Source organism: Azohydromonas caseinilytica (assembly GCF_012927045.1).
GTDB lineage: Bacteria > Pseudomonadota > Gammaproteobacteria > Burkholderiales > Burkholderiaceae_C > Azohydromonas > Azohydromonas caseinilytica.
Map to the genome: position 1 here is coordinate 112179 of NZ_JABBFW010000003.1, position 25605 is coordinate 137783.

Annotated in this window: 20 protein-coding genes; 10 read left to right on the top strand and 10 right to left on the bottom strand. The window is 70.1% G+C overall.

Translation table 11 applies throughout. The features are described from left to right. Positions 1 to 36: 36 nt before the first annotated feature. The 3 genes from rlmB to HHL10_RS05925 form a co-directional block, all read right to left on the bottom strand. Positions 37 to 774 carry a 23S rRNA (guanosine(2251)-2'-O)-methyltransferase RlmB gene (gene rlmB / locus HHL10_RS05915; RefSeq protein WP_169159425.1) on the bottom strand — a complete coding sequence of 246 codons (738 nt, stop codon included), beginning with the start codon at positions 772 to 774 and terminating at the stop codon, positions 37 to 39. Between the two features lie 63 nt (positions 775 to 837). Then, on the bottom strand, positions 838 to 2322 hold the full coding sequence (locus HHL10_RS05920) for a hypothetical protein (RefSeq protein WP_169159426.1): 1485 nt from the start codon (positions 2320 to 2322) through the stop codon (positions 838 to 840). A gap of 259 nt (positions 2323 to 2581) precedes the next feature. Then, complete coding sequence (locus HHL10_RS05925; protein ID WP_375138938.1) at positions 2582 to 3310, bottom strand: acetyltransferase domain-containing protein; 729 nt, start codon at positions 3308 to 3310, stop codon at positions 2582 to 2584. 64 nt (positions 3311 to 3374) lie between these two features. On the opposite strand from HHL10_RS05925, the gene HHL10_RS05930 reads away from it, so the two are divergent. From HHL10_RS05930 to HHL10_RS05940, 3 genes are all read left to right on the top strand, one after another. Next, entirely contained in the window at positions 3375 to 4502 is a 1128-nt protein-coding gene (locus tag HHL10_RS05930) for a S1C family serine protease (protein ID WP_169159428.1), read from the top strand. A gap of 66 nt (positions 4503 to 4568) precedes the next feature. Further along, entirely contained in the window at positions 4569 to 5153 is a 585-nt protein-coding gene (locus HHL10_RS05935) for an NAD(P)H-dependent oxidoreductase (protein WP_169159429.1), read from the top strand. A 203-nt stretch (positions 5154 to 5356) separates the two neighbouring features. Continuing rightward, entirely contained in the window at positions 5357 to 7363 is a 2007-nt protein-coding gene (locus HHL10_RS05940) for a peptidase U32 family protein (protein WP_169159430.1), read from the top strand. Between the two features lie 33 nt (positions 7364 to 7396). Here the strand turns inward: HHL10_RS05940 and HHL10_RS05945 are convergent, their stop codons facing one another. After that, complete coding sequence (locus tag HHL10_RS05945; protein WP_169159431.1) at positions 7397 to 8215, bottom strand: universal stress protein; 819 nt, start codon at positions 8213 to 8215, stop codon at positions 7397 to 7399. 269 nt (positions 8216 to 8484) lie between these two features. Between HHL10_RS05945 and HHL10_RS05950 the strand changes: the two genes are divergently transcribed. Next, on the top strand, positions 8485 to 8868 hold the full coding sequence (locus HHL10_RS05950; protein ID WP_169159432.1) for a hypothetical protein: 384 nt from the start codon (positions 8485 to 8487) through the stop codon (positions 8866 to 8868). Positions 8869 to 8940: 72 nt separating this feature from the next. Here HHL10_RS05950 and HHL10_RS05955 read toward each other — a convergent pair whose 3' ends face one another. The 3 genes from HHL10_RS05955 to purL all read right to left on the bottom strand — a co-directional run bounded on the left by HHL10_RS05955 (position 8941) and on the right by purL (position 13755). Then, the gene (locus tag HHL10_RS05955; RefSeq protein WP_235971122.1) at positions 8941 to 9168 is read right to left on the bottom strand and encodes a SlyX family protein; all 228 of its coding nucleotides are present in this window, start codon (positions 9166 to 9168) and stop codon (positions 8941 to 8943) included. Next, positions 9168 to 9572 carry a cupin domain-containing protein gene (locus HHL10_RS05960; RefSeq protein ID WP_169159433.1) on the bottom strand — a complete coding sequence of 135 codons (405 nt, stop codon included), beginning with the start codon at positions 9570 to 9572 and terminating at the stop codon, positions 9168 to 9170. Before HHL10_RS05960 ends, HHL10_RS05955 begins: the two co-directional genes overlap by 1 nt. A gap of 199 nt (positions 9573 to 9771) precedes the next feature. Next, complete coding sequence (purL, locus tag HHL10_RS05965; protein WP_169159434.1) at positions 9772 to 13755, bottom strand: phosphoribosylformylglycinamidine synthase; 3984 nt, start codon at positions 13753 to 13755, stop codon at positions 9772 to 9774. A gap of 100 nt (positions 13756 to 13855) precedes the next feature. Here purL and map point away from each other — a divergent pair, with 100 nt between their 5' ends. From map to leuA, 6 genes are all read left to right on the top strand, one after another. After that, positions 13856 to 14689, top strand: coding sequence for a type I methionyl aminopeptidase (gene map / locus HHL10_RS05970; protein WP_169159435.1), 834 nt, complete (start codon positions 13856 to 13858; stop codon positions 14687 to 14689). A 22-nt stretch (positions 14690 to 14711) separates the two neighbouring features. Beyond that, a complete protein-coding gene (locus HHL10_RS05975) occupies positions 14712 to 17363 on the top strand; it encodes a [protein-PII] uridylyltransferase (RefSeq protein WP_169159436.1) in 2652 nt (883 codons plus the stop codon). A gap of 87 nt (positions 17364 to 17450) precedes the next feature. Beyond that, positions 17451 to 18512 carry a tRNA 2-selenouridine(34) synthase MnmH gene (mnmH, locus tag HHL10_RS05980; protein ID WP_169159437.1) on the top strand — a complete coding sequence of 354 codons (1062 nt, stop codon included), beginning with the start codon at positions 17451 to 17453 and terminating at the stop codon, positions 18510 to 18512. A gap of 51 nt (positions 18513 to 18563) precedes the next feature. Then, entirely contained in the window at positions 18564 to 19355 is a 792-nt protein-coding gene (locus tag HHL10_RS05985) for a DUF2189 domain-containing protein (RefSeq protein WP_169159438.1), read from the top strand. An 89-nt stretch (positions 19356 to 19444) separates the two neighbouring features. After that, entirely contained in the window at positions 19445 to 19663 is a 219-nt protein-coding gene (locus HHL10_RS05990) for a DUF2788 domain-containing protein (protein WP_169159439.1), read from the top strand. A 297-nt stretch (positions 19664 to 19960) separates the two neighbouring features. After that, complete coding sequence (gene leuA, locus HHL10_RS05995; RefSeq protein WP_169159440.1) at positions 19961 to 21643, top strand: 2-isopropylmalate synthase; 1683 nt, start codon at positions 19961 to 19963, stop codon at positions 21641 to 21643. Between the two features lie 117 nt (positions 21644 to 21760). Here the strand turns inward: leuA and phbB are convergent, their stop codons facing one another. The 3 genes from phbB to HHL10_RS06010 form a co-directional block, all read right to left on the bottom strand. Beyond that, entirely contained in the window at positions 21761 to 22498 is a 738-nt protein-coding gene (gene phbB / locus HHL10_RS06000; protein WP_169159441.1) for an acetoacetyl-CoA reductase, read from the bottom strand. Between the two features lie 116 nt (positions 22499 to 22614). Continuing rightward, positions 22615 to 23793, bottom strand: a complete 1179-nt coding sequence (locus HHL10_RS06005) for an acetyl-CoA C-acetyltransferase (protein ID WP_169159442.1) — start codon at positions 23791 to 23793, stop codon at positions 22615 to 22617. Between the two features lie 53 nt (positions 23794 to 23846). Then, a complete protein-coding gene (locus HHL10_RS06010) occupies positions 23847 to 25544 on the bottom strand; it encodes a PHA/PHB synthase family protein (protein WP_169159443.1) in 1698 nt (565 codons plus the stop codon). Between the last annotated feature and the right edge of the window lie 61 nt (positions 25545 to 25605).

Here is a 25605-nt window from a genome sequence, read left to right on the forward strand (position 1 = left end):
CGAACGGGAAACTTCACTGGTGGGCAAAAAGTGGGCTCACACCCCGCGCTGGCGCCGCGCCTCGTACAGGCACACGGCCGCCGCCACGGACACGTTCAGGCTTTCAACGGCCCCCTGCATCGGGATGCGCACCAGCTCGTCGCAGGTCTTGCGCGTGAGCTGACGCATGCCGGGCCCTTCGGCGCCCAGCACCAGGGCCACCGGGCCCTTGAAGTCCATGTCATAGAGCGACTTCTCGGCGTCCTCGGCCGTGCCGACCACCCAGACGTTGCGCTCCTTGAGCTCGTTGAGCGTGCGCGCCAGGTTCGTCACCATCAGGTACGGCACCGTCTCGGCGGCGCCGCTGGCGACCTTGGCGACCGTGGCGTTCAGGCCCACGGCATGGTCCTTGGGGGCGACCACGGCGTGCGCCCCGGCACCGTCGGCCACGCGCAGGCAGGCGCCCAGGTTGTGCGGGTCGGTCACGCCGTCGAGCACCAGCAGCAGCGGCGGGCCTTCCACCTCGTCCAGCACGTCGTCCAGCGAGTGCTGCTGCGCCAGCGCCTGCACCCGCGCCACCACGCCCTGGTGCCGGTGCGTGCCGCTGAGCTTGGACAGGCGCTCGTCGTCGCTGTCGATCAGCTTCGCGCCCGCCTCCTTGGCGCGCTCGACGAACTGGCGCATGCGGGCGTCGCGCCGCGTGGCGTCGATGTGGATCTCGGTGATGGACTGGGGCGCCGTCTTCAGGCGCACCGTCACGGCGTGGAAGCCGAACAGCAGTTTGGAAGAGCTCATCGGCGGCATTATCGCCCCCGGGTTCAGGGCTTCCCGGCCGGAAATGGCTTGCGCGACGCCAACTTAGGCCGCGATTTCCTCTTCCTCGACACGCACGTAGCCGCGCCCGTCGCGCCGGATCAGCCCTTCGGCTTCGAGCTGCGCCAGGTAGCGCCGCACCATCGGCGCGCCGCAGTGCACGGCGGCCTGCACGCCGCGGATGCTCGGCGCGATGCGGCCCGCGCGTACGCCGGCACGCACCCGCGCCAGGCGCGCGTCCTCGGCGGCGGCGTCCACCGCGTCCAGGGCAGCGGCCTCCGGCGCCGGCGCGTCCGGCCCGTCCGCGGGCGGCGGCACCGGCTCGTCGGCGGCAGCCACGGACACACCCGCCGCCGCAGGCTCCGACACAGACACAGCCTCGGACACACCCATGGACGCGACAGCCACACCGGACACAGGCGCCGGAGACACATCGAGCACACCCGCTGACACACCGACGGACACATCGGCCGAGCGGTTTTCAGCCGGCGCCGGAACGGCCGGCGCGGGCCCGGCCGGCACCATCACGCCTCGGGACGGCTCCGCCCAGCTCACCGTCGCCGGCACCACGGCCCCGGCGGCCAGCGGCGCCGCGGCCAGGGCGAAGCCGGTGCTGAAGCGGATCGGCGGCGCGCCCACGGACACACCCGACGTGTCCGCGGACACACCAGGCACACCCCGGCCGGACACACCCACCGCCGGGCCGGACACGGTCTCCGTCCCGTTCTCGCCCGCGGCCCGCAGCAGCGACCCGGCGGCGCCGAACAGCACCAGGCCGGCGACTGAGACCAGCAAGCCGCGCGTGACGGCGTAGGCCAGCGCGCCCCGCTCGCCCAGGATCTGCGTGGCGGTGGGCGTCTGCTGCGCCAGCAGCACGCCCAGCTCGGCCGTCACGGCCTGGATGCGGCGCTCCGTCTCCAGCGCCACGTTCAGCGATTCGGCGGCGGACTGGCGCGAGGCCAGCACCTTGGATTGCGAGGACGCCGCGGCGGCCATGCGCAGCTCTTCCGCGGTGGCGCGCAGCGCGGCAATGGAGCTGCGCAGCTCCTGGGCGCGCTGCTGCCGGGCCTCGGCGCCCACGTCCGCCGCGCGGGTGATGCCCTGCTGCACCAGCACGATGGTCATGCACTCGAAGGCCAGCACCGCCGTGGCCAGCACCGCCAGCCCCCAGCGCTGCGCGCGCAGGCGCTCGCGCGGCAGCAGCGCGGCCAGGGCGAACGCCGCCATCTCCAGCACCACCAGCAGCAGCGCGGTGGCACTGGCCAGGGCGCGCGCGCCTTCGTCGGCCTCCAGCGCGCGGGCGCCGTACTCGAAGTAGCGCAGCGTCACCACGCTGGCCCAGCCGCCCAGCCCGGCACACAGTGCCGCCAGCATCAGGCAGGCCCAGCGCGGCAGGAAGCCGGCGGTCCCGGCCCGCGCCGTCCCGCCTGCCCTCGCCAGCAGCTCCACCTGCCTGCGGCTCGCGGCCTCCACCGCCCCGCGGCCCGGCCGCCAGCCCCGTGCCTTCTGCGCCTTCTGGGAGGCGCTCACCTCATTTGTCATAAGACGCCCTGTCGTCGCCGCCCCGGGACTAGCCCCGGGGCAAAAAAGGCCGCAAGCCTAACCCGTCACGCGGAGAGGTCCGGCGCTGTTCCGGGTTTTTGATGCTGCGGGTCAAGGACTTGCTATCGGCCGCGGCGGCGGCCTGCTGAGGGGCGGGACGAAGAAAAGACGCCGCCGCACCGGCGCGGGTGCAGTGCCGAACGGGGAAAGTTGCCGCACCTCAGCCGCGAGCCGAGGCGCCCCGCCCTCAGCGCAATTGCATCGCCAGCAGGATCAGCCCGATCAGGATGGGCTGGTGCAGCATGTAGAAGCTCAGCGGCCAGCGGCCCAGCAGCGCCAGCGGCGCGAAGGCCCGCGGCAGCGGCCCGCCCAGCATTTCGCGCCGGTGCGCCAGCAGCCACTGGCCGGCGGCCAGGCCCAGCAGCAGCACGCCCAGCCAGGGCAGCACCGGCACGTAGTCCTCGGTCACCGGCTTGCGCGTGACCAGGCCGGTCCAGTTCAGCCAGCGGTTGTCGAACAGCGGCGACTGCACGAAGCGCGGCAGCAGCAGCGCCGCCAGCGCCAGGGGCCACAAGCCCCGGCGCAGCGGCGCCAGCGCGCGGGCCAGGATCAGCATCAGCGCCATGCCGTGCAGCACGCCGAAGGAAATCCAGCTGCGCGGGAACATGAACCACGAGCCCGCCGACACCAGCAGCGCGCAGCCCGCGATCTGCGCCCAGCGCCGCCAGAAGCGCCGGCCGCCCTGCCCGGCCTCCTGCGCCAGCGCCTGCGACAGCCCGGCGCAGAACAGGAACAGGCTGACGATGGCGGTGCGCTGCAGCGTCCAGAACGGGTCGAGGTAGAAGTTCTGGCGCGGCTCCAGCAGCCGGTAGTTGTTGAGGTCGAAGCAGAAGTGGAAGACCGCCATCCAGACCATGGCGAAGCCGCGCAGGGCGTCCAGGCGGTCGAAGCGGTGGGACAAGGGCATGGCGGCCATCGTAGCGGGGCGCTCTTCGGCCGCTCCTTATCATCGGCCCTCCCCCGTTCACGATTCGTTGCGCATGAAGCTGTTCCAGTCACCCCTGCTCCGACGCCGTTCCGCCGCCGTTCCCGGCCTGCTGCTGGCCGCCAGCGTGCTGGGCACGGGGATGCTGTGGTCCTGCGAAGCCGAGAGCCGCGGCGAGGCCCAGCCGCGCGCGGTGGCGCCGCGCGGGCCGCTGGACAGCGACGAGCGCAACAACATCGACGTGTTCAAGCGCGTCTCGCCCTCGGTGGTCAACATCACCAGCCTGGCGCTGCAGCGCGACTTCTTCTCGCTCAACGTGGCGCAGGTGCCCACCGGCACGGGCACGGGCTTCGTGTGGGACGACGCCGGGCACATCGTCACCAACTTCCACGTCATCCAGGAGGCCAACGCCGCGCGCGTGACGCTGGCCGACCAGAGCAGCTACCGCGCCGAGCTGGTGGGCGCGTTCCCGGACCGCGACCTGGCGGTGCTGCGCATCCAGTCCAAGACCAAGCTCACGCCCCTGGCCCTGGGCGCCAGCCGCGACCTGCAGGTGGGCCAGAAGGTGTTCGCCATCGGCAACCCCTTCGGGCTGGACCAGACCATGACCACGGGCATCGTCAGCGCCCTGAACCGCGAGATCGAGTCCGTCACGCGCCGCACCATCCGCGGCGTGATCCAGACCGACGCCGCCATCAACCCCGGCAACTCCGGCGGCCCGCTGCTGGACTCGGCCGGGCGCCTCATCGGCGTCAACACCGCGATCTACAGCCCCAGTGGCGCCAGCTCGGGCATCGGCTTCGCCATTCCGGTGGACGAAGTGAACCGCATCGTGCCGCGGCTCATCCGCGACGGGCGCATCGTCCGCCCCTCGCTGGGCATCGCCGCCGGGCCGCAGCAGCTCACCGAGGCGCTGAAGCTGCCCAAGGGCGTGGCGCTGCTGCGCGTGAGCCCGGGCAGCCCGGCGCAGCGCGCGGGGTTGGAGCCCTTCGTGCGCGCCCGCGACGGCGGCATCGTCGCCGGCGACGTGATCACCGCCGTCAACAACACGCCGGTGGCGGACTTCGACGACCTGCTCAACGAGCTGGAGCGCTACCAGAGCGGCGACACCGTCACGCTCAGCGTCTGGCGCGCTGGCAAGGCGCGGCAGGTGAGCGTGAAGCTGGCGGCCGGCGAGAGCTGAGCGGCCACCCACGCGTCTTGACGGGCGGCAGGCCGGCGGCGCCGCTTCGCTGCCAGCATCGCAGCCATGACACGCATCCTCATCCTGCAGGGCCACCCCGACGCCACGGAGCGGCATTTCAACCATGCGCTGGCCGACGCCTACGCCCGCGGCGCCGAGGACCATGGGCATGACGTGCGGCGCATCGACGTGGGGCAGCTGGACTTCCCCATGCTGCGCAGCCCAGCGCAGTGGACGGACGGCATGCTGCCCACGAGCCTGGTCGAGGCCCAGCACGCCATCGGCTGGGCGCAGCACCTGGTGATCTTCTTTCCGCTGTGGCTGGGCGGCATGCCGGCCTTGCTCAAAGGCTTCTTCGAGCAGGTGGCGCGGCCGGGCTTCGCCTTCCACCCCGAGGGCAAGAACCCGCTGGCCAACAAGGGGCTGAGCGGGCGCTCGGCGCGCGTGGTGGTGACCATGGGCATGCCGGCGTTGATCTACCGCTTCTATTTCCGCGCCCACAGCCTGAAGTCGCTGGAGCGCAACATCCTCGGCTTCGTGGGCATCGCCCCCATCCACGAGACACTGATCGGCCGCATCGGCGACCTGGACGAGAAGCAGCGCGCCGACTGGCTGCACAAGCTGGAGAAGCTGGGGCAGCAGGCGGGGTAGTCGAAGCTGCCTGTTCTATGGAGTATTCCGTTCGCCCTGAGGTATCGAAGGGGGAACAGCCCCTGCCGTAATGCAGCCATCGCAGCCTGACGGATTCGCACTTCGATACCTCAGTGCGAACGGGCCCTTTTGTGACGCGATTGAAACCGGAACGAAACCCCGCGCCCGGTCGGACAGCGCCCGGCCGCTACCATGCGCGCCCTATGAGCGCGCAGCACCGATCCCGTCAACTTGAACTGCTTTCCCCGGCCCGCGATGCCGACATCGGCATCGAGGCCGTGAACCACGGGGCCGATGCCGTGTACATCGGCGGCCCGGGCTTCGGCGCCCGGGCCTCGGCCGGCAACGCCGTCGCCGACATCGAGCGCCTGACGAAACACGCCCACCGCTTCGGCGCCAAGATCTTCGTCACCCTCAACACCATCCTGCGCGACGACGAGCTCGACGACGCGCGGCGCATGGCCTGGGACGTCTACCACGCCGGCGCCGACGCGCTGATCGTGCAGGACATGGGCCTGCTGGAGCTGGACCTGCCGCCGCTGCAACTGCACGCCAGCACGCAGTGCGACATCCGCAGCGTGGAGAAGGCGAAGTTCCTGGCCGAATCGGGCTTCGCCCAGATCGTGCTGGCGCGCGAGCTGACGCTGCCGCAGATCCGCGCCGTGGCCGACGCCCTGCCGCGCGAGACGGTGCTGGAGTTCTTCGTCCACGGCGCGCTGTGCGTGGCCTACAGCGGCCAGTGCTACGTCAGCCATGCCTTCACCGGCCGCAGCGCCAACCGCGGCGACTGCTCGCAGGCCTGCCGCCTCCCCTACACCGTGACGGACACGCAGGGCCGCATCGTGGCGCACGACAAGCACGTGTTGTCCATGAAGGACAACAACCAGTCGGCCAACCTCGCCGCGCTGGTCGATGCTGGGGTGCGCAGCTTCAAGATCGAGGGCCGCTACAAGGACATGGGCTACGTGAAGAACATCACCGCCCACTACCGGCGCCTGCTCGACGAGGTGCTGGAGCAGCGCCCGGCGCTGTCCCGCGCCTCCAGCGGCCGCACCACGTTCTTCTTCGAGCCGGACCCGGACCGCAATTTCAACCGCGGCACGACCGATTACTTCGTCAACGGCCGCCAGGACGACATCGGCGCCTTCGACACCCCCAAGCACGCCGGGCTGCCGCTGGGCCATGTGAGCAAGGTGGCGAAGGACCACATTGAGGTCGTGCTGGATGAAGGCGTGGGCGCGCTCAACAACGGCGATTCGATCACCTGGTTTGACCTGCAGCAGGAGCTGCAGGGCGTGCAGGTCAACACCGTGGAGGCGCTGGACGACGCGGGCACGCGCTGGCGCGTGGTCCCCAAGGAACCGGTGGCGCAATTGAAAGACCTGCGCCGCGACACGGTGCTGCAGCGCAACCGCGACATGGCCTGGGAGCGGCTGCTGCGCAAGAAGTCGTCGGAGAGGCGCATCGCGGTGGACCTGCACTTCGAGGAAACGCCCGATGGCTTCGCCCTGTCGCTCACCGACGAGGACGGCCACTACGCGCGCGCGGAGCTCGCGCACGCGCACGAGCGGGCCCAGCATCCGGAGCGGGTGGAGCCGCAGTTGCGCGAGCAACTGGGCAAGCTCGGCGCTACGATCTTCGAGGCGCGCGAGGTGACGCTGCGGCTGTCGAAGCCCTGGTTCGTGCCGGCCGGCGCGCTCAACGCGCTGCGCCGCGACGCCGTGGCGGCGCTGGAGGCCGAGCGCGAGGCTTGCCGCGAGCGGCTGCTGCCCGCCGCGCCGGTGCAGCCGCCGGTGCCCTACCCCGAGGACACGCTGAGCTACCTGGCCAACGTCTACAACCGCAAGGCGCACGACTTCTACGTCAAGCACGGCGTGAAGGTGGTGGAGGCGGCATATGAAAGCCACGAGGCGTTGGGCGAGGCCAGCCTGATGATCACCAAGCACTGCGTGCGCTTCAGCCTGAGCCTGTGCCCCAAGCAGGCCAAGGGCGTGACGGGCGTGCAGGGCACGGTGCGCGCCGAGCCGCTGACCATCACGCATGGCGACGAGGTGCTGACGCTGCGCTTCGACTGCAAGCCCTGCGAGATGCACGTGGTGGGCCGCATCAAGAAGAACGTGCTGCAGCAGGCGCGCGCGGCCGAGAAGGCCAGCCTCAAGGCGGTGCCGATGCAGTTCTACCGGACGCGCCCGCCGGCGCAGGCGCGTTGACGGAAGGCGGCCTCGCGCCGCCCTCCACGGTGCTCAATGCGACATCAGCACCGGCACCGTCATGGCCGAGAACACCGAGCGGCTGGCGCCGCCGAGCAGGCGCTCGCGGGTGCGGCTGCGGCCGTAGCAGCCCATGACCAGCAGGTCGGCGCCGAAATCGGCGGCGCGCGACAGCAGCAGCTCGCCCACCTGGCCGTCGTCGCCGCCCTCGGCGTGGAACTCGGCCTCGATGCCGTGGTGCTGCAGCAGCGGGCGCAGCTCGGTCGGGTCGCTGCCCCAGGACACCACGTGCACCTGCGCCCCGGGCTGCAGCAGCGCCAGCGCCGCGGACAGCGCGCGGGCGGCCTCGCGCGAAGGCTTCCAGGCCACCAGCACACGCTGGCCCACGTCCTGGAAGCGGCCGGCGAAGGGCACCAGCAGCGCCGGGCGGCCGCTGTCGATGACCACCTCCTCCGCGAAATCGTCGGGCAGCCCGGCGTTGTCGTCGGCCTCGGCGTCCTGCTGGCCGATCACGATCAGGTCGTGCAGCAGCGCCTCGCGCGCAAAACCCTCGGCCACCGGCGCGGCGGCGCGCAGCTCGGACCAGTTCAGCTTGGGCTGGCCCGCCGCGGCGGCCTCCTCGAACCAGGCGCGGGCCTGGGCGCGGCGCTGCTCGTCGCGCTGCACGTCCTCCATGGTCAGCCCGCCGCCGCCCATGGGCAGCGGCACCAGGCTGGTGGCGCTGGGCGCGGCGCCGTACAGCGCCAGCAGGCCGGCGTCCAGGCGCCGGGCCAGCCGGCAGGCCAGTGCGAGGCGTTCGCGGCTGTGCGGCGCGGCATCCAGGTGCAGCAGGATCGAGGCGATGGATTTCATAGGGCGGGACTCCCGTGTTGTGAACGTGGCGGCGGGCGCCGCCACCGGCCCGCCAGCCTGCGGGCAAGCTGCGCGCCGTGCCAGCCTTGAAAGCCCCGATTGCGCGCGGGGTGCCGCCCGGGCCGTGCCGCGTAGCGACGGTTGCTCCTGCAACGCGGGCCGCGCCGGCAGCAAGCCAAGTTCCCGCGACGGCGCGCCCCTCGCGGCCCGGTCGGCCCGGCATGGCGGTTGCCGAAGCGGACTGACACCCAACCACCAAGGACACCCTCATGTCTCAGCACCGCAAGCTCCTTCTGGCCGTCGCCCTGAGCGCCCTGTCGGCCGCGTCCTTCGCGCAAAGCTCGACCACGACCACGCCGGACAGCACGGTGGGCGTGACGCCCTCCGAGGCCCGGGAAGCGATGAAAGAGGCCGTGCCGCGCTCCGACACCGCCACCGTGACCCGCACCGGCGAATCGGCCGCCGACAAGGCGCGCCAGGCCGGCAACGCCACCGCTGACGCGCTCACGCCCGGCACGAACCGCGACACGGCCAGCGGGTCCGCCAACTCGACCACCGGCAGCGGGACGGGCGGCACCGGCATGAGTGGCGGCAGCGACACCAGCTCAGCCGCCGGCACCTCGACCCGGGCGCCGCGTGCCGACCGGCATTGAGTTCATTGCCTCGCCGAACGGCCGCGCAGGCGCCCCGCCGGCACATGCAGCCGCGGAACCAGCCGGCTCAGCTCAGTAATGCGGCGGCAGCTCGTCGTGCAGGCTGCGCGTGGTGCCGGCGGCGGGCAGTTGCTCCTGCAACGCCCGCAGCTGCTGCTGCAGGTGCTGGATCTGCAGCTGCTGGCGCGCCACCGTGCGGTTGAGCTCTTCCAGCAGGTCGTCGGCGAAGCTGGCCTTGATCTCCAGCGCTTCCAGGCGGCGGTCGGTATCGGTGTCGGTATGGGCGTCCATGTCGTTCATCAGGATGCGGCGGGCGGCCAGGGTTGCACCTTGTCGGCCTCGGCCGGGTCGTTGCGCGCCACCACGGCGCGCGCGGCTTCAGTGGCGCTGAGGTTGATCGCCTGGTGCGGCACGCCCGGCGGCACGAACAGGAACTCGCCCGCCTCGCTCACCACCGAGTGCTGCAGCCGCTCGCCCCAGCGCGTCTCGACGCGGCCTTCCAGCACGTAGATGCCGGTCTCGTAGCCCAGGTGTACATGCGGCTGCGACGCGGCGCCGGGCGGGATCACCACCAGGTGCATCGCCAGCCCGGTGGCGCCCACCGTCCGGCCCGAGATGCCGGTGAAGTACGGCAGCCGTTGCGTGCTCATCACCTCGCGGTCGGGGCGCACGGCCTGCACGGCAGGCGAAGATGGCTCGTTCATGGCGGCTCCGGCGGTGGCTCGAAGCGCCATTGTGGCTGGCCCAAAAGCACACCGAACGGAACCTTCCCCGTTCGCCCTGAGCCTGTCGAAGGGCAGGCGCTCGCATCGCCTGCAGGGCTTCGACAAGCCTGTCCTGAGCCCGGTCGAAGGGCTCAGCCCGAACGGAATTCGGACGCCCTCGGACTCCGTGGAATTTCTGTCAGCCCACCCACTTGCGCGCGTTGCGGAACATGCGCATCCAGGGGCTGACGCCCTCCACGCCGGCGCCGCTCCAGCTCATCTGCGCATTGCGGAACACGCGCTCCGGGTGCGGCATCAGCGCCGTGAAGCGGCCGTCGGCCGTGGTCACCGCCGTCAGGCCGCCGGGGCTGCCGTTGGGGTTGAAGGGGTACTGCTCGGTGGGCTGGCCGTGGTGGTCCACGAAGCGCATGGCGCGCACCACCGCGGCGGCGTCGCCGCGCTGCGAGAAGTCGGCGTAGCCCTCGCCGTGCGAGACGGCGATGGGCAGCCGGCTGCCGGCCATGCCCTGCAGGAAGACCGACGGGCTGTCCAGCACCTCCACCAGGCTCAGCCGCGCCTCGAACTGCTCGCTCTTGTTGCGCGTGAACTTGGGCCAGGCCTGCGCGCCCGGGATGATCGGCGCCAGCGCCGCCAGCATCTGGCAGCCGTTGCACACGCCCAGCGCGAAGGTTTCACCACGCCCGAAGAAGGCGGCGAACTGCTCGGCCAGCTCCGGGTGGAACATGATGGTCCGCGCCCAGCCCTCCCCCGCGCCCAGCGTGTCGCCGTAGCTGAAGCCGCCGCAGGCGATGAAGCCCTGGTACTGGTCCAGCCGGGTGCGGCCGGCCAGCAGGTCGCTCATGTGCACGTCGTAGCTCTCGAAGCCGGCGTGCGCCACCGCGTAGCTCATCTCCACCTGCGAGTTCACGCCCTGCTCGCGCAGGATCGCCACCTTGGGCTGCACGTCCAGGTTCAGGAACGGCGCGGCAATGTCCTCCTGGGGGTCGAAGCTCAGGTGCAGGTGCAGGCCCGGGTCGTCCTGCGCGCCGGCGGCGGCATGCTCGGCGTCGGCGCAAGCCGGGTTGTCGCGCTGCTGGGCGATGCGCCAGCTCACTTCGTCCCAGGCCTGGTGCAGGTCGCGCAGCGGCGCGGAGAACACGGCCTTGGTGTCGCGCCACACTTCCATGACGCCGCGGTCGTTGGGCGTGCCCACCACGTGGCTGTGGCGGCTCAGGCCGAACTCGCGCAGCACGGCGATGACGGCGTCGCGCTCGCTGCGGCGCACCTGCAGCAGCACGCCGGGCTCCTCGTTGAACAGCGCCTTGAGCGTGAGCTCGTTGCGGCGCGCGCTCACGTGCGTGGCCCAGTTCTTGGCGTCGCCATGGTCGGCGCGGCTGTCACTGATGCCGTCACCCTCGGTGACCAGCAGGTCCACGTTGAGGCTGACGCCACGGTGGCCGGCGAAGGCCATCTCGCAGGCCGCGGCCCACAGGCCGCCGTCGCTGCGGTCGTGGTACGCCAGCAGCTTGCCCTCGGCGCGCAGCCGGTTCACGGCCTGCACCAGCGCCTTGAGCTGCTCGGGCTGGTCCAGGTCGGGCACGGCGTCGCCGAACTGCTGCAGCGTCTGCGCCAGGATCGAGCCGCCCATGCGGGTCTGGCCCTCGGCCAGGTCAACCAGGATCAGCGTGCTGTCGCCGTCCTGCAGCTGCGGCGTGAGCGTGCCCCGCACGTCGTCCAGCGTGGCGAAGGCCGACACGATCAGCGACACCGGCGCCACCACCTGCTTGGCGCCGCCGGCATCGCTCCAGCGCGTGCGCATGGACAGGCTGTCCTTGCCCACGGGCACGCCGATGCCCAGCTGCGGGCAGATCTCCATGCCCACGGCCTTGACGGTGTCGTACAGCGCGGCGTCCTCGCCGGGCTCGCCGCAGGCGGCCATCCAGTTGCAGCTCAGCTTCACGCGCTCCAGCTCGATGGGCGCGGCCAGCAGGTTCAGCACCGCCTCGGCCACGGCCATGCGGCCCGAGGCCGGCGCGTCGAGGGCGGCCAGCGGCGTGCGCTCGCCCATGCTCATGGCTTCGCCGCGCAGGCCGGCGTAGTCGGCCAGCGTCACGGCGCAGTCGGCCACCGGCACCTGCCAGGGGCCGACCATCTGGTCGCGGTGCGACAGGCCGCCCACGGTGCGGTCGCCGATGGTGATCAGGAAGCGCTTGGAGGCGACCGTCGGATGCCGCAGCACGTCGAAGGCGGCCTGCTCCAGCGTGGCGTTGGAGAGGTCCAGCGGCGCGCCCTGACGCTGCACGCGCTGCACGTTGCGCTGCATCTTGGGCGGCTTGCCCAGCAGCACGTCCATGGGCATGTCGATGGCGCGCTCGCCGCCGGGGCCGTCCTCCAGGATCAGCTCACGGTCGTCGGTGGTGACGCCGACGATGGCGAAGGGGCAGCGCTCGCGCTCACACATCTGCTCGAAGAGGGGCAGCAGGTCCGGGTTCAGCGCCAGGACGTAGCGCTCCTGGCTCTCGTTGCACCAGATCTCCTTCGGGGCCAGGCCGGATTCCTCCAGCGGCACCTTGCGCAGGTCGAAGGTCGCGCCCTTCCCTGCACCATCCACGAGTTCCGGGAAGGCGTTGGAGATGCCGCCCGCGCCCACGTCGTGGATGGCCAGGATCGGGTTGTTCTCGCCCAGCGCCCAGCAGTGGTTGATGACCTCCTGGGCCCGACGCTCGATCTCCGGGTTGCCGCGTTGCACCGAGTCGAAGTCCAGCGCGGCGGTGTTGGTGCCCGCGGCCATGGAGCTGGCGGCGCCGCCGCCCATGCCGATGCGCATGCCCGGGCCGCCGAGCTGCACCAGCAGCGTGCCGGCGCCGAACGGGAGCTTGTGGGTCTGGCCGTCGCTGATGGCGCCCAGGCCGCCGGCGATCATGATGGGCTTGTGGTAGCCGCGGCGCACGCCGTCCACGGTCTGCTCGTAGACGCGGAAGTAGCCGCCCAGGGCGGGCCGGCCGAACTCGTTGTTGAACGCGGCGCCGCCCAGCGGGCCCTCGGTCATGATCTGCAGGGCACTGGCGATGTGCTCGGGCTTGCCGACCGGGTCCTGCTCCCAGGGCTCATTGGTGCCGGGCAGGTGCAGGTTCGACACCGAGAAGCCCGTGAGGCCCGCCTTGGGCCGCGCGCCGCGGCCGGTGGCGCCCTCGTCGCGGATCTCGCCGCCCGCGCCGGTGGAGGCGCCCGGGAAGGGAGAGATGGCCGTCGGGTGGTTGTGCGTCTCCACCTTCATCAGCACATGCGCCGTTTCCTGGCGCGCGCCGTAGCGCGGGGCATTCGTGAAGCCTTCGGGCAGCCAGCGCTCGACGGGGCCGCCTTCCATCACGGCGGCGTTGTCGCTGTAGGCGACGATGCTGTGCTGCGGGTTGGTCTTCTCGGTGTTGCGGATCATCCCGAACATCGACAGCGGCTGCGGCTCGCCGTCGATGATGAATTCCGCGTTGAAGATCTTGTGGCGGCAGTGCTCGGAGTTGGCCTGCGCGAACATCATCAGCTCGACGTCGCTGGGGTTGCGCTGCAGGCCGGTGAAGGCGTTGACCAGGTAGTCGATCTCGTCCTCGGACAGCGCCAGGCCGAACTCGGTGTTGGCCTGCTCCAGCGCGGCGCGGCCGCGGCCGAGCACGTCCACGTGCGCCAGCGGCTCGGCCTGGCGCTCATCGAACAGGTGCGCCGCGGCCTCGCGCTCGAAGGCCACGCTTTCGGTCATGCGGTCGTGCAGCAGCAGCGCCGCTTCCTGCAGCTCGCGCGGCTCCAGGGCCTTCACGCCGCCCAGCAGCCCGCTCTTGAGCGTGAGGCGGTACTCCGTGACGCGCTCCACGCGGTGCAGCAAGAGGCCGCAGTTGTGCGCGATGTCGGTGGCCTTGGAGGCCCAGGGCGAGACGGTGCCCAGGCGCGGCATCACCACCACCAGCGCGCCGGCGGCCTCGCCGGCGTAGGGGCTGCCGTAGTCCAGCAGCGCGGCCAGCTTGCCGTGGGCCTCGTCCGACAGCGGCGCATCGGCCCAGGCCCAGTGCACGTAGCGCGCGCTCACGCCGGTGATGCGGGGGCTGATGGCCTGCAGCCGCTGCAGCAGCGCCTGGGCGCGGAAGGACGACAGGGCATTGCCGCCCTCGAAGGAAAACAGGTGTTTGCTGGTCACGCTGGGGAGCTCGCGTCAGGAAGACTGCACATGCGCGCAGCAGGGCGGCATGTATGTGCAAAACCCGTGATTTTAGAGGGGGGTGAGATAATCCCCCTCCATGACGATCACCATCAAGAGCGCAGCCGATGTCGAAGGCATGCGCGTCGCCGGCCGTCTCGCGTCCGAGGTGCTGGACATGCTCACGCCCCATGTGCGTCCTGGCATCACCACCGCCGAGCTCGACAAGCTGGCCCATGACCACATCGTGAACGTGCAGCAGGCCATCCCCGCGCCGCTGAACTACCAGCCCTCCGGCTACCCACCCTATCCCAAGTCGGTGTGCACCTCGATCAACGAGCAGGTGTGCCACGGCATCCCCAACGACCGTGCGCTCAAGTCGGGCGACATCGTCAACATCGATGTCACCGTCATCAAGGACGGCTGGCATGGCGACACCAGCCGCATGTACATCGTCGGCGACGCCAGCATCGCCGCGCGGCGGCTGTGCACCATCACCTACGAGGCGATGTGGAAGGGCATCCAGAAGGTGCGGCCCGGCGCGCGGCTGGGCGACATCGGCCATGCCATCCAGACCTTCGCCGAGGGCCAGGGCTTTTCCATCGTGCGCGAGTTCTGCGGCCACGGCATCGGGCGCAAGTTCCACGAGGAGCCGCAGGTGCTGCACTACGGCCGCCCGGGCACGCTGGAGGAGCTGGTGCCGGGCATGGTCTTCACCATCGAGCCCATGGTCAACGCCGGCAAGCGCGAGATCAAGGAAGACCGCAAGGGCGGCCGCTACGACGGCTGGACCATCGTCACCAAGGACCGCTCGCTCTCCGCGCAGTGGGAGCACACGGTGCTGGTGACCGAGACCGGCTACGAGATCCTGACGCTGTCCGCCGGCTCGCCGCCGCCGCCCGCCTTCGTGCTGCAGGCCGCCGCGGCGGCCTGACGCGCGCACGAAGGAGGCGTCCATGTCTGCCCAGTTGAGCCCGCCGCCAGGCGACCTGGCGGCGCTGCGCCAGCAGTTCCGCAGCGGCAAGGCCGCGCTGATCGACGCCTTCCGCGACACGCGGCCCAGCGTGCCGGCGACCACGCGGCTGCTGCGCGGCCTGGCGCGCCACGTGGACGCCACCCTGGCGGCGCTGTGGCAGCACTGCGGCCTGCCCCCGGAAGCCGCGCTGGTGGCCGTGGGCGGCTACGGGCGCGGGGAGCTCTTTCCCTACTCCGACGTGGACGTGCTGCTGCTGCTGCCCAACGGCTGGACGCTGTGCGAGCAGCCGCCCGATGGCCCGGACGGCGAGCTGCAGCAGGCGCTGCGCTCGGCCATCGAGCAGTTCATCACCGCGTGCTGGGACATCGGGCTGGAGATCGGCTCCTCGGTGCGCACGCTCGATGAGTGCGTGGCCGAGGCGCAGCGCGACGTGACCATCCAGACCGCGCTGCTGGAGTCGCGCCTGCTCACCGGCCCGCGCAAGCTCTTCGCGGAGTTCCGCAAGGCGGCCGAAGACTCGGTGGACCCCAAGGCCTTCCTGCGCGCCAAGACGCTGGAGATGCGCCAGCGCCACGTCAAGTACGAGGACACGCCCTACGCGCTGGAGCCCAACTGCAAGGAAAGCCCCGGCGGCCTGCGCGACCTGCAGGTGCTGCGCTGGGTGGCGCTGGCCGCCGGGCTGGGCAAGACCTGGCGCGCCATGGCCGCCAACGGGCTGCTCACGCCCTTCGAGGCGCTGCAGCTGCAGCGCAACGAGGGCACCTTGAAGCTCATCCGCGCGCGGCTGCACCTGGTGGCGGGGCGGCGCGAGGACCGGCTGGTGTTCGATCTGCAGACCGCCGTGGCCGAGAGCTTCGGGCACCGCGGCACGCGCACGCAGCGCGCATCGGAATCCTTGATGCGGCGCTACTACTGGGCCGCCAAGGCCGTGGTGCAGCTCAACCAGATCGTGCTGCTCAACATGGAAGAGCAGATCCAGGGCTCGCGCGATGCGCCCATGCGTCCCATCGACGAGCGCTTCCTGGAGCGCGCGGGCATGCTGGAAGTCGCCAGCGACGATCTCTACGACCGCGACCCGCACGCCATCCTGCAGACCTTCCTGGTGTTTCAGCGCAACGTGGGCGTCAAGGGCCTGTCGGCGCGCACCTGGCGCGCGCTCTACAACGCGCGCGCGCTGATGGACGGCAACTTCCGGCGCGACCCGGTCAACCGCGCCACCTTCCTGCAGATCCTGCAGGCGCCCGAAGGGCAGACGCGCACCTTCAGGCTCATGAACCAGAGCTCGGTGCTGGGGCGCTACCTGTGGGTGTTCCGCAAGATCGTGGGCCAGATGCAGCACGACCTGTTCCACGTCTACACCGTGGACCAGCACATCCTGATGGTGCTGCGCAACGTGCGGCGCTTCTTCATGCCCGAGCATGCGCACGAGTACCCGTTCTGCTCGCAGCTGGCGCTGCAGTTCGAGCGGCCCTGGGTGCTCTACATCGCCGCCCTGTTCCACGACGTGGCCAAGGGCCGTGGCGGCGACCACTCCCAGCTGGGCGCGGCCGAGGTGAGGCGCTTCTGCCGTGACCATGGCGTGCCCAGGGAAGACGCGCAGCTGTGCGAGTTCCTGGTGGCCGAGCACCTGAGCATGAGCCGCACGGCGCAGAAGGAGGACCTCTCCGACCCCGAGGTGATCCTGGCCTTCACGGCCAAGGTGCGCGACGAGCGCACGCTCACCGCGCTGTACCTGCTCACCGTGGCCGACATCCGCGGCACCGGGCCCAAGGTCTGGAACGCCTGGAAGGGCAAGCTGCTGGAGGACCTGTACCGCCTGGCGCTGCGCGCCCTGGGCGGCGCCAAGCCCAGCCAGGAGGCCGAGATCGAGGCCCGCAAGGCCGAGGCGCGCTCGCTGCTGGCGCTGGCCTCGCAGCTGCCCGGCACCGAAGGACCGCTGTGGAAGACGCTGGAAGTGAGCTACTTCGCGCGCCACGACGCCGCCGAGATCGCCTGGCATGCGCGCGCGCTGTGGCGCTACGTCGGCAGCGCCGATCCGGTGGTGCGGGCGCGGCCCTCCCCCATCGGCGAGGGGCTGCAGGTGCTGGTCTACGCGCCCGACCGCGCCGACCTGTTCGCGCGGCTGTGCGGCTACTTCGACGGCGCGGGCTTCAACATCCAGGACGCCAAGGTCCACACCACGCGCAGCGGCTACGCGCTGGACACCTTCCAGGTCGTGCACCCGCGCCTGGACGAGCCCGGCTCGGCCAGCTACCGCGACCTCACGGCGCTGGTGGAGACGCAGCTGACCGCGGCGCTGCGCGCCAGCGGCCCGCTGCCCGAGCCCAGCCGCGGCCGGGTGTCGCGCCGGGTGAAGTCCTTCCCGGTCATGCCGCGCGTGTCGCTGCGCCCGGACGAGCGCGCGCAGCACTGGCTGCTGTCGGTGAGCACCAGCGACCGCTCCGGGCTGCTGTACGCCCTGGCCCGCGTGCTGGCGGCGCACCACATCAACCTGCAGCTGGCCAAGATCAGCACCCTGGGCGAGCGCGTGGAAGACACGTTCCTGGTGGACGGCCCCGAGCTGCAGAGCCCGCGCAAGCAGCTGCAGATCGAGAGCGAACTGCTCGACGCCGCCGCACCGCTGCCCCACTGAAACCTCGTTCGCGCCGGGCCGGTCGAAGCCTCGTGGCGCTTCGAGCCGCGCGGCGCGAACGCCAGAACCGACGAGTTTTCAAACCCCATGTCCCTGACCATCGTGGAGGCCCGCGAGGCCGTGGAGCGGCTGGCCGAGTACGACGGCGTCATCGACGCGCGCTCGCCCGGCGAATACGCCGAGGATTTCCTGCCCGGCGCCCTGAACTGGCCCGTGCTCGATGACGGCGAGCGCCGCCTGGTGGGCACGCTCTACAAGCAGGTCTCGGCGCTGCACGCCCGCAAGGTGGGCGCGGCGCTGGTGGCGCGCAACGTCGCCCAGCACATCGAACAGCATGTGGCCGACAAGCCGCGCGAATGGCGCCCGCTGGTGTATTGCTGGCGCGGCGGCCAGCGCTCCGGCAGCCTGGCCTGGTTCCTGTCGCAGATCGGCTTTCGCACCTACCAGCTCGCCGGCGGCTACAAGGCCTTCCGCGCCATCGTGCGCGACGACCTGGAGCGCCTGCCCGAAGCCTTCGATTTCCGCGTGCTGGCCGGGCGCACGGGCAGCGGCAAGACGCGGCTGCTGCAGGCGCTGCGCGCGCAAGGAGCGCAGGTGCTGGACCTGGAAGCCCTCGCCTGCCACCGCGGCTCGGTGCTGGGCGGCCTGCCCAACCAGCCGCAGCCGCCGCAGAAGCGCTTCGACACCCTGCTGTGGCAGGCGCTGCGCGGGCTCGACCCGGCCCGGCCGGTGTTCGTGGAGAGCGAGAGCCAGAAGGTGGGCAACGTGCGCGTGCCCGATGCGCTCATCACCCGGCTGCGCGAGCACGGCCGCTGCACCGTGGTGGAAATGAGCGAGGCCGCGCGGGTGGAGCTGCTGCTGCAGGAGTACGGCTTCTTTGCCGCCGACCCCGAGCGCTTCTGCCGCCTCATCGACGGCCTGGTGGAGCTGCGCGGGCACGACACCGTGCACCGCTGGCAGGGCATGGCGCGCGCGGGCGACTGGGCCGAGGTCTTCGCCGAGCTCATGCGCGAGCACTACGACCCGCTGTACCTGCGCTCCATGGACCGGCATTTCCGCCACTTGGCGCAGGCGCCGCGGCTGGAACTGCGCGACGGCGGCGACGAAAGCCTGCAAGCCGCCGCGCGAGAGCTGCTGGCGCAGCCTTGAGGCGGCTTAAAGTGGGGCGTCCCCACTTCGGCGACAGTCGCCTCTCGACGCATGCGAACCTCCGAGCCCGCCATAGAGCAATCCCGCCGCTTCGGCGTGCGGCCCATTCCCCTGCTGCGCCCGCTGGGCTGGCTGGCGGCCGGCTGGCGCGACCTGCGGCGAGCGCCATGGCCGGGGCTGGTGCACGGCGTGGCCATCGCGCTGTTCGGCGCGGTGCTAACGGTGCTGGCGCGCGAGCATTTCTGGCTGCTGGCCGGCGCTTTCTCCGGCTTCCTGCTGGTGGCGCCGCTGCTGGCCACGGGGCTGTACGCCGTCAGCCGCGCGCTGCAGCGCCGGCAGCCGGCCACGCTGCGCACCGCGCTGCAGGCCTGGAAGCCCAACGACGGGCGGCTGATCGTGTTCGGGATGCTGCTGGCCTTTGCCGGCACGGGGTGGGTGATGACCTCCACGTCGTTCATCCTCACCTTCTCGCCCGCGCCGGTGCGCACGCCGACGGATTTCCTGCTGCACGTGGTGCTCTCCGGCGAGAGCCGGCTGTTCCAGGCCTGGCTGCTGCTGGGCGGCGTGCTGGCGGCGCCGGTGTTCGCCTCCTCCGTCGTGGCGATGCCCATGCTGCTCGACCGCAAGGTCGGCGTGCTGGTGGCGGTGCTGACCAGCTGGCGCGTGGTGATGGAGCACCCGCTGCCGCTGGCGCTGTGGGCGGCGCTGATCATGAGCCTGACGCTGCTGGGCATGGCAACCCTGCTGCTGGGGCTGATCGTGGTGGTGCCGTGGCTGGCGCATGCGAGCTGGCATGCCTACCGCGACCTGGTGGACACCTCCCTCTGGCCGGAGCTGCCATGACGGCCTGATGCCTTGTAACGCTGCGGGCTGCCCTGGCCCGGCGGGCGGCGGAGGGAGCCGCCCGGCGCAGCGATCAGAAGAAAATCACGATGTTCGAATTCAACGAGGAAAACTTTGCCCAATGGGGCCTGACCGTCGGTGTCACGGCCTTCATGCTTTACATGGTGTTCATCATCTTCCAGCTCGCGCGCGAGTCGAAGGCGGGCAAGCTGGGCACCTTCATTCTGTTCCTGGCCTTGGGCTTTGGTTTGCTGGGCTTCGCGGCCAAGGGCGTGATCAAGTATTTCATGGCCGGCATTGTGGAATGAGTGAAATCGGCGCCACCGATCACGCCGGACACCTGAAAAGTATCTGCTAGCATTTGGGCATGCACGCCACTTTCTCGCTAACCCTGGACCTAGGCCTGTCGCCTGGCCGGGGTTGGCTCGTGCATGTCTTGCCGGCGCGTTGAGCGCACCGCCACCCGAATCCCCCCACCCCGGCCCACGAACCAGCCCTGATATCGATCAGGCGCTGCAGGGGAATTCGGTTTTCCGTCATTTCGCATTGACACCGGTGCCTACTGCCCTATGGGCCGGCGCCGAAAAAACGTTCGTGGAGCCCTCATGCTGAAGAATCCCGCGGCCAAATACCGCCCTTTCACACCCGTATCTCTTCCGAACCGGCAGTGGCCGAGCCGCACCATTTCCAGCGCCCCGGTCTGGCTCTCCACCGACCTGCGCGACGGCAACCAGTCCCTGTTCGAACCCATGAACGGGGAGCGCAAGCTGAAACTGTTCCAGGAGCTGGTGCGCATCGGCTTCAAGGAAATCGAGATCGGGTTTCCGGCCGCCTCGCAAATCGACTTCGATTTCACGCGCAAGCTCATCGACGAGGGCCTGATTCCCGAGGACGTGACCCTCATGGTCATGACACAGGCACGCGAGGACCTGATCGCCCGCACCGTCGAGGCGCTGCGCGGGGCGCGCCGTGCCATCGTGCACCTCTACAACGCCACCGCGCCGGCCTGGCGGCGCATCGTGTTCGGCATGAGCGTGGCCGAGGTCATGGCGCTCGTCCGGCACCATGTGGCCTGTCTGCGGCGGCTCACCGACGCATGTCCGCAAACCCAATGGGTGCTGCAGTATTCCCCGGAAACCTTCAATCTCACGGAACTGGAGGTTTCACTGCAGGCCTGCCAGACGGCCATTGAAGCTTGGGGAGTTTCTGAGGACCGGAAAATCATCATCAATCTGCCCACCACGGTCGAGAATGCCACACCCAATGTGTTTGCCGACCAGATCGAATGGATGCACCGGCATCTCGCGCCGCGTGAACACATCGTTCTTTCGGTACATCCGCACAATGACCGGGGCAGCGCGGTGGCGTCGGCCGAATTGGCCCTGATGGCCGGCGCCGACCGCGTGGAGGGTTGCCTGTTCGGCAATGGCGAGCGCTGCGGCAACGTGGATATCGTGACGTTGGCGCTGAATCTCTATACCCAGGGCATCCACCCCGGCCTGGATTTTCTGGACATCAATGGCGTGGTGCGCATCGCCGAGGAATGCACCGCCATTCCGGTGCATCCCCGGCACCCTTATGCCGGCGACCTGGTATTCACGGCATTTTCCGGCTCGCACCAGGACGCGATCAGGAAAGGACTTGCGGCGCAACGCCCCGATACTCATTGGGAAGTGCCGTATTTGCCCATCGACCCCGCCGATCTGGGCCGCACCTATGACGGCGTGATCCGGGTCAACAGCCAGTCCGGCAAGGGGGGTATTGCCTTCTTGCTGGAGCGTGAACGGGGCATCGTCCTGCCGCGGCGCATGCAGGTCGAATTCAGCGGCGTGGTGCAACGCCACGCCGACGCCTGCGAAAAGGAAATGTCGGGCGGCGAGTTGTGGGCGCTGTTCCAGCACACCTATTTCCAAGGCCTGGGCCGCGGCGATGAGGCTATCCGCTACCTGGAGCACCGGCTGGAGGACGGCGGGCGGCGCGTCGAGCTGACCGTGCTGATGGACGGCGAGCACCGGACGCTGAGCGGCCAGGGCAATGGCCCGATCGCCGCCACGGTCGATGCGCTGGGCCTGCCGCTGCGCATCGAGGCTTATGAGGAGCGCGCCACCGGCACGGGGGCCGATGCCCAGGCGCTGGCCATCGTCGAGGCCAGCGCACCCGGTACGGCCGGGACGCGCTTCGGCGTGGGCCTGAGCGACAACATCGTCACCGCCTCGGTCTGGGCCGTGATCAGCGCGGCCAACCGGCTGGCCGCGGCCATGGCGCCGCAGGCGACGCTCGCTGCCTGACGCCTCCCCTGCCCGGCACCGTGCCGGGTGAGGCATGAAAAAAGGCCGCGCGGTGCGCGGCCTTCGTTTGCCTGAGGCCACACGGCCGCGAATGGGCCGCACGGACCATGGCAAGGGTCAACCCATGTGCAGGCCGCCGTTGCAGCTGAAGTCGGCGCCGGTGGTGAAGCCCGACTCCTCGCCGGCCAGCCAGGCCACGATGGAGGCGATCTCCTCGGGCGTGCCCAGGCGCTTGATGGGGATGGTGGCGATGATCTTGTCCAGCACGTCCTGGCGGATGGCCTTGACCATGTCGGTGGCGATGTAGCCGGGGCTCACGGTGTTGACCGTCACGCCCTTGGCCGCCACTTCCTGCGCCAGCGCCATCGTGAAGCCGTGCATGCCGGCCTTGGCGGCGGAGTAGTTGGTCTGGCCGAACTGGCCCTTCTCGCCGTTGACGGACGAGATGTTGATGATGCGGCCCCAGCCCTTGTCGAGCATGCCGTCGATCACCTGCTTGGTGACGTTGAACATGCTGTCGAGGTTGGTGGACATCACGGCCTGCCAATCGGCCTTGCTCATCTTGCGGAACTGGCCGTCGCGCGTGATGCCGGCGTTGTTGACCAGCACGTCCACGGTGCCGTGCTCGGCCTTGACCTTCTCGAAGGCGGCCACGGTGGAGTCCCAGTCGGCCACGTTGCCCACCGAGGCGTAGAAGGTGTAGCCCAGCGCCTTCTGCTCATCCAGCCACTTCTGGTAGTCACGGCTCGGGCCGCAGCCAGCGATGACCTTGAAGCCGTCCTTGTGCAGGCGCTGGCACATCGAGGTGCCGATGCCACCCATGCCGCCAGTCACGTAAGCCAGTTTTTGTGCCATCTCTCTCTCCTTCAGAGGGCTGTCTCAGGCCCTTGGTGGTTTGCTTGAATCCAGTGTCCGGCGCCCGCCGCGGGACGCCGGATCGGGGGCGCCGGCCGGCGCCCCCGCTGCCTTGCTCAGCGCTCGACGGCCAGCGCCACGCCCATGCCGCCGCCGATGCACAGCGCGGCCAGGCCCTTCTTGGCGTCGCGGCGCTGCATCTCGTGCAGCAGCGTCACCAGCACGCGGCAGCCCGAGGCGCCGATGGGGTGGCCGATGGCGATGGCGCCGCCGTTGACGTTGACCTTGGCCGGGTCCACGCCCAGTTCCTTGTTCACGGCGCAGGCCTGCGCGGCGAAGGCTTCATTGAGCTCGAACAGGTCCACGTCACCGACTTGCCAGCCGGCGCGCTCCAGCGCCTTGCGCGAGGCCGGCACCGGGCCCATGCCCATGGTGGCCGGGTCCAGGCCGCTGGTGCCGAAGCTCTTGATGCGCGCCAGCGGCTTGAGGCCCAGCTGCTGCGCCTTGGCCGCCGACATCACCATCACGGCGGCGGCACCGTCGTTGATGCCCGAGGCGTTGCCCGCGGTCACGCTGCCGGCCTTGTCGAAGGCGGGGCGCAGGCCGGCCAGGGCTTCGGCGTTGGTCTTCTTGTTGATGAACTCGTCGGTGTCGAACACCAGCGGGTCACCCTTGCGCTGCGGGATCGAGACCGGAACGATCTCATCCTTGAAGCGGCCGGCTTCCTGCGCGGCGGTGGCCTTCTGCTGGCTGGCCAGGGCCAGGGCGTCCTGCTGCTCGCGGCTGATCTCGTACTGCTTGGCCACGTTCTCGGCCGTGATGCCCATGTGGTACTTGTTGTACACGTCCCACAGGCCGTCGTTGATCATGGTGTCGACCATCTTCCAGTCGCCCATGCGCTGGCCGTCGCGGCTGCCCATCAGCACGTGCGGGCTGGCGCTCATGTTCTCCTGGCCGCCGGCGATGACGATGTCGCTGTCGCCCCAGGCGACGGCCTGCGCGGCCAGCATCACGGCCTTGAGGCCGGAGCCGCACACGGCGTTGATGGTCAGCGCCGGCGTCTCCTTGGCGATGCCCGCCTTCATCATCGCCTGGCGCGCGGGGTTCTGGCCCGCGCCGGCGGCCAGCACCTGGCCCATGATGACTTCACCGATCTGGTCGGGCTTGACGCCCGTCTTCTCCAGCAGGGCCTGGATGACCACGGCGCCCAGCTCCGGAGCCGGGGTCTTGGCCAGCGTGCCGCCGAACTTGCCCACGGCGGTGCGGGCTGCGGCGACGATGACGATGTCGGTCATGCTTATCTCCTCTTTGTCAAGGTCGGGGTAAAAAACGGCGCTGCTCCCGCGGCTCAGGCCTTCTGCTTCACGTAGCGCCCGGGGGCGGGCTCAATGGGCTTGTAGCTCTTGTTGCCCTGCGCCTTGGGCGCGGCAACCTCCTTGCCACCATGGGGCTTGAGCCAGTCGCTCCAGTCGCTCCACCAGCTGCCCGGGTGCTCGGTGGCCGACTCCAGCCACTTGGCGGGGTCGCCCGCGAGCTGCTCGTTGGTCCAGTAGCTGCGCTTCTTCTTCTGCGGCGGGTTGATCACGCCGGCGATGTGGCCCGAGGCGCCCAGCACATAGCGCTTGGGCCCCGAAAGGAGCTGGGTGCTGGCGTAGGCGGATTCCCAGGGCACGATGTGGTCCTCGCGCGAGCCGTAGATGTACACCGGTGCCTCGATGCGCGAGAGGTCCACCTTCTCGCCGCACACGCTCAGGGCGCCCGGGATGCGCAGCTTGTTCTCCAGGTAGGTATTGCGCAAGTACCAGCAGAACATGGGCCCGGGCAGGTTGGTGCTGTCGGAGTTCCAGTACAGCAGGTCGAAGGGCGGCGGCGCCTCGCCCTTGAGATAGTTGCCCACCACGTAGTTCCACACCAGGTCGTTGGGGCGCAGGAAGCTGAAGGTGGTGGCCAGCTCCTTGCCGCCCAGCAGCCCCGGGCCGTTGGGCGCCTTCTCGCCGATGGTCATCTCGCGCAGCCGCACGCCGGCCTCGTCGATGAACAGGTCCAGCACCCCGGTGTTGCTGAAGTCCAGCAGCGTGGTCAGCAGCGTGACGCTGGCCGCGGGCTGCTCGCCGCGCGCGGCCAGCACCGCCAGCGCGGTGGACAAGATGGTGCCGCCCACGCAGAAGCCCAGCGCATTGAGCTGCTCCTTGCCGCTGATCTGCTGCACCACGCGGATGGCGCGGATCACGCCCCGCTCCACGTAGTCGTCCCAGGTCTTGCCGGCAATGGAGGCGTCCGGGTTGCGCCAGCTGACCACGAACACGCGGTGGCCCTGCGCCACGGTGTAGCGGATCACGCTGTTGTCGGGCTGCAGGTCCAGGATGTAGTACTTGTTGATGCACGGCGGCACGAACAGGAAGGGCTTCTCGAACACCTTATCCGTCAGCGGCTTGTACTCCAGCAGCTGGAACAGCTCGTTCTCGTAGACCACGGTGCCCTCGGTGGTGGCGACGTTCTTGCCCACCTCGAACACGCTCTCGTCGGTCTGCGACACATGGCCCTGCCGGATGTCGTGCCAAAGCTGCTGCAGGCCCTGCGTGATGCTTTCGCCCTTGGTCTCCAGCGCCTTGCGCTGCGCCTCGGGATTGAGCGCCAGGAAGTTGCTTGGGCTCGCGGCGTCGATCCACTGCTGCACCGCGAAGCGGACTCGCGCCTTGGCCTTGGCATCGCCCTCGATGGACTCGGCCATCTGCATCAGCGTGCGGGCATTGAGCAGGTACACCTGCGCCAAGTAGGAGGCGGCCGGGTTCTTGGCCCAGTCCTCGGCCGAGAACCGGCGGTCACCCAGCTGCGTCGGCTGCGCCTGGCCATCGGGCTGCAGGCGGCCCAGGGTCTGGTTCCACAGCGCGGTCGCCTGATTGAGGTATTCGCCCTGCAGCTTGGTCATGGCCTGCACCGGCAGGTTCAGCCCGGACATGGTGCGCAGGGCGTCCGAGATGGCTGCGCTCAGTGCCGAAGCGTTGTCGCCAAACTGCTGCAACGTGGGAATGGGGTTGAGTGTCATGCTCGTCTCCTCAGGACTTTTTTCACGAAAACCGCTGCTGTGTAGCGTTGTAGGCCCCGCG

Excerpts from the sequence above, each read along its gene's own strand:
- map (WP_169159435.1), top strand. The coding sequence starts at position 13,856 with ATGACGATCACCATCAAGAGCGCAGCCGATGTCGAAGGCATGCGCGTC.
- HHL10_RS05985 (WP_169159438.1), top strand. The coding sequence starts at position 18,564 with ATGCGAACCTCCGAGCCCGCCATAGAGCAATCCCGCCGCTTCGGCGTG.
- phbB (WP_169159441.1), bottom strand. The coding sequence starts at position 22,498 with ATGGCACAAAAACTGGCTTACGTGACTGGCGGCATGGGTGGCATCGGC.
- HHL10_RS05955 (WP_235971122.1), bottom strand. The coding sequence starts at position 9,168 with ATGAACGACATGGACGCCCATACCGACACCGATACCGACCGCCGCCTG.
- HHL10_RS05940 (WP_169159430.1), top strand. The coding sequence starts at position 5,357 with ATGAGCGCGCAGCACCGATCCCGTCAACTTGAACTGCTTTCCCCGGCC.
- HHL10_RS05950 (WP_169159432.1), top strand. The coding sequence starts at position 8,485 with ATGTCTCAGCACCGCAAGCTCCTTCTGGCCGTCGCCCTGAGCGCCCTG.
- HHL10_RS05960 (WP_169159433.1), bottom strand. The coding sequence starts at position 9,572 with ATGAACGAGCCATCTTCGCCTGCCGTGCAGGCCGTGCGCCCCGACCGC.
- leuA (WP_169159440.1), top strand. The coding sequence starts at position 19,961 with ATGCTGAAGAATCCCGCGGCCAAATACCGCCCTTTCACACCCGTATCT.
- HHL10_RS06010 (WP_169159443.1), bottom strand. The coding sequence starts at position 25,544 with ATGACACTCAACCCCATTCCCACGTTGCAGCAGTTTGGCGACAACGCT.
- HHL10_RS05935 (WP_169159429.1), top strand. The coding sequence starts at position 4,569 with ATGACACGCATCCTCATCCTGCAGGGCCACCCCGACGCCACGGAGCGG.
- HHL10_RS06005 (WP_169159442.1), bottom strand. The coding sequence starts at position 23,793 with ATGACCGACATCGTCATCGTCGCCGCAGCCCGCACCGCCGTGGGCAAG.
- HHL10_RS05925 (WP_375138938.1), bottom strand. The coding sequence starts at position 3,310 with ATGGCCGCCATGCCCTTGTCCCACCGCTTCGACCGCCTGGACGCCCTG.
- HHL10_RS05930 (WP_169159428.1), top strand. The coding sequence starts at position 3,375 with ATGAAGCTGTTCCAGTCACCCCTGCTCCGACGCCGTTCCGCCGCCGTT.
- HHL10_RS05990 (WP_169159439.1), top strand. The coding sequence starts at position 19,445 with ATGTTCGAATTCAACGAGGAAAACTTTGCCCAATGGGGCCTGACCGTC.
- HHL10_RS05975 (WP_169159436.1), top strand. The coding sequence starts at position 14,712 with ATGTCTGCCCAGTTGAGCCCGCCGCCAGGCGACCTGGCGGCGCTGCGC.
- mnmH (WP_169159437.1), top strand. The coding sequence starts at position 17,451 with ATGTCCCTGACCATCGTGGAGGCCCGCGAGGCCGTGGAGCGGCTGGCC.
- rlmB (WP_169159425.1), bottom strand. The coding sequence starts at position 774 with ATGAGCTCTTCCAAACTGCTGTTCGGCTTCCACGCCGTGACGGTGCGC.
- HHL10_RS05945 (WP_169159431.1), bottom strand. The coding sequence starts at position 8,215 with ATGAAATCCATCGCCTCGATCCTGCTGCACCTGGATGCCGCGCCGCAC.